The sequence below is a fragment of the Ciceribacter sp. RN22 genome (genome assembly GCF_024054295.1).
GTDB classification, from domain to species: domain Bacteria; phylum Pseudomonadota; class Alphaproteobacteria; order Rhizobiales; family Rhizobiaceae; genus Allorhizobium; species Allorhizobium lividum.
This window is the reverse complement of the sequence record NZ_JAMXLD010000027.1, coordinates 1-2956: the sequence shown is the minus strand read 5'-3', so window position 1 is coordinate 2956 and position 2956 is coordinate 1. Positions and strand designations below refer to the sequence as shown.

General features: G+C 61.4%; 3 protein-coding genes. All 3 read right to left on the bottom strand.

Features of this window, described 5'->3' with window-relative positions; all coding sequences use genetic code 11:
• On the bottom strand, nucleotides 1-324 hold a 324-nt coding region (locus tag NHF53_RS23525), incomplete at its 3' end, for a recombinase family protein (RefSeq protein WP_252836374.1).
• Between the two features lie 257 nt (nucleotides 325-581).
• Complete coding sequence (gene istB, locus NHF53_RS23520) at nucleotides 582-1340, bottom strand: IS21-like element helper ATPase IstB (RefSeq protein ID WP_252836373.1); 759 nt, start codon at nucleotides 1338-1340, stop codon at nucleotides 582-584.
• Nucleotides 1337-2833 (bottom strand): IS21 family transposase, encoded by a 1497-nt coding sequence (istA, locus tag NHF53_RS23515; RefSeq protein WP_308218710.1) that lies wholly within the window; start codon nucleotides 2831-2833, stop codon nucleotides 1337-1339. The genes istB and istA overlap by 4 nt, the downstream gene beginning before the upstream one ends.
• Between the last annotated feature and the right edge of the window lie 123 nt (nucleotides 2834-2956).

The window sequence follows — 2956 nt, the reverse complement described above, 5'->3', positions numbered from 1 at the left end:
CATGTGGAACATCAATCGTCCACCAGATGAACCTGTGTCGATACTTTCGGTCAGGGAGCGGAAAGCGATGCCGCGCCGTCCCAGTTGCTCAAGAAGGCTAACGAGTGCCGAGAGGGAGCGTCCGAGCCGGTCGAGGCGCCAGACCACCAACGTGTCACCCGCCCCCAGTTGAACCAGGGTCGCACCGAGACCGGCTCTTTCGAACTGGGCTCCCGACTCGCCCTGATCGCTGAGAATGAGTTCGCATCCAGCGGCCTTCAGCGCCTGAAGCTGCAGATCGAGCTTCTGTTCTTCCGTCGATACGCGGGCGTATCCAACAATCATCCTACTCGCCCTTCGGTGATCGCAGACATCGCATCGACACGATGAGAGGGTTGCTACCCCACACCACGTCCCGGTTGTCCAAAGTCCGGTCACTCAACTTGTTGCTTGACAAAATGGGTCCCTTGTCAACGGCGGAGTAAAAACCGGCCACGCGGCGGCGCAAAAGTCGGCCACTGTGGCGCACGCATGAGAGCCCCGGGAGGGCGTAGCCCGAGCGGGGTTCTCATGCGTGCGCGGCGCTTTTTTTGAGAGGGGTCTCAGCCTACCTTTCGGGCTCGGCTTTGTGCGAGACGATAGCTGTCGCCGTTCATCTCAAGGATGTTGACGTGGTGGGTGATGCGATCGAGTAGAGCGCCGGTCAAACGTTCGGACCCCATGGTTTCCGTCCATTCGTCAAAAGGAAGGTTGCTGGTGATCAGGGTCGCGCCTCGCTCGTATCGTTGCGAGATCAGCTCGAACAGCAATTCCGCGCCGGTCTTTGACAGCGGCACGAAGCCCAGCTCATCGATGATAAGCAGCTTGTAGGCGGCCATTTGCTTCTGGAAACGCAGAAGACGGCGTTCGTCTCGCGCCTCCATCATCTCGCTGACCAGGGCCGCGGCCGTGGTGAAGCCGACGGACAGACCCTTCTGGCATGCGGCCAGGCCGAGGCCGAGCGAGATATGGGTCTTGCCCGTGCCGCTGGGACCAAGTGCGATGACGTTCTCCCGTCGCTCGATCCATTCGCAGCGCGCCAGTTCCAGCACCTGCATCTTGTTGAGCTTGGGGATGGCTGCGAAGTCGAAACTGTCGAGGCTTTTGACGACGGGGAATTTAGCCGCCTTGATGCGGCGCTCGACCTTGCGGCGGTCCCGCTCGATCATCTCCCGTTCGGCAAGCCCGGTGAGGTATCCGACATGATCGACGCCCTCTGTGGCGCACAGCCGGGCCAGCTTCTGGTACTCGCGCTGGAAGGTCGGCAGCTTCAGAGCTTTGAGGTAATGGGAAAGCAGGATCTCAGGGGTCTCGGTGCTCATGCCGCTTCTCCCGCATCAGGCGACAGGAGGCGCATATACGCCTTCGCCGATGTCGTCTCGACCGTCGCCCGCGGTAGGTATGGGTAGATCGACAGATCCAATCGCGGCGGCCGGCGTTCTACCCGGCACAGGATCAGATGCTTGACCGCATCGAAGCCGATCGCGCCGAGCTGGATCGCCTGCTTCACCGCCGCATGCAATTCGGTAAGGTCGAAGCTCTCCAGCAGACGCAGAACCTGCACGTATTCCCGCCGGCCATGCTTTGCCATGCGGCCTTCCATCAACCGGCGCAGCGTGGCGAACTCTTGCGGCAGATCCCAGCCCTGGAGGGGCGCTGCCTGATCCAGCGAATTGATCTTTTGCTCGATCAGCGGCAGGTAATGGACAGGATCGAAGACGACGTCTTCCCGCTCCCAGCTCCGGGGATGACGCGCAATGATCTCGCCGCGGCAGCCGATCACCACCTCATCGACATAGCCCCGGATCCAGACGTCTTGATGGCCATAGGCGACCGGCACGGAGTAGTCGTTGGTCTTGTAGCGAACGAGCGATTGGGCCGTCACAATGGCGCTGGCCTGGTCGCAGGCATCAAAGGGCGACGCCGGCAATGGCCGCATGGCAGCCAGATCGCGCAGCAAGCGCTCGCCGATCGTCTCGCTCTCACCGCGCAGTTTGTCACGCTGGCGCTTGCGGCATTGCTCTTCCAGAAAGGCATTGAACGCATCCCATGTCGGAAACTGCGGGATCGGGACCATGAAGTTACGTCGGGCATAGCCAACCAGACCCTCGACATTCCCTTTGTCATTGCCCTTTCCCGGACGGCCATAGCGATCCCGGATCAGGTAGTGGGACAGGAAGCCGCTGAACAACGTCGCGCGCTTGCGGGTGCCGTCGGGCAGGATCTTGGCCACCAGGCAACGGTCGTTGTCGTAGACGATCGATTGCGGCACGGCGCCGAAGAAAGCGAACGCATGGACATGGCCATCGACCCAGGCCTCGGCCACTGCAGCCGGATAGGCCCGCACATAGCAGCCGTCACTATGCGGAAGATCGAGCACGAAGAAGCGGGCCTTTTGCTCGACCCCGCCGATGACCACCGTCACCTCACCGAAGTCGGCCTGCGCGTGGCCTGGCGGATGCGACAGAGGCACGAACACCTCCTGCCGGCGCTGATCCCGCTCGCGCATGTAATCCTTGATGATCGTGTAGCCGCCGGTGAACCCGCACTCGTCACGCAGCCGGTCGAACACCCGCTTGGCGGTATGGCGCTGCTTGCGCGGCATCTTTAGATCTTCGTCCAGCCAATGCTCGATCGTCGACACAAACGCATCCAGCTTCGGACGCCGGATCGGTGACTTTCGCTGATAGCCAGGTGGCGTCGAATAGGACAGCATCTTGGCAACGCTGTCGCGCGATATGTTGAAGTGCTTTGCAGCCTCACGCCGGCTCATCCCTTCCGAGCATGCCAGACGGACCTTCAGATATAATTCCACGGTGTAGATCCCCACGCCCTCCTGCTGTCGTCGCAGAAGGGTAAATAGGTGGCCGACTTTTACGCCGCCCGCAGCAGGACAATCCCGCCGCTACCGTGGTCTAATTTTGCACCGCCGCTCTCA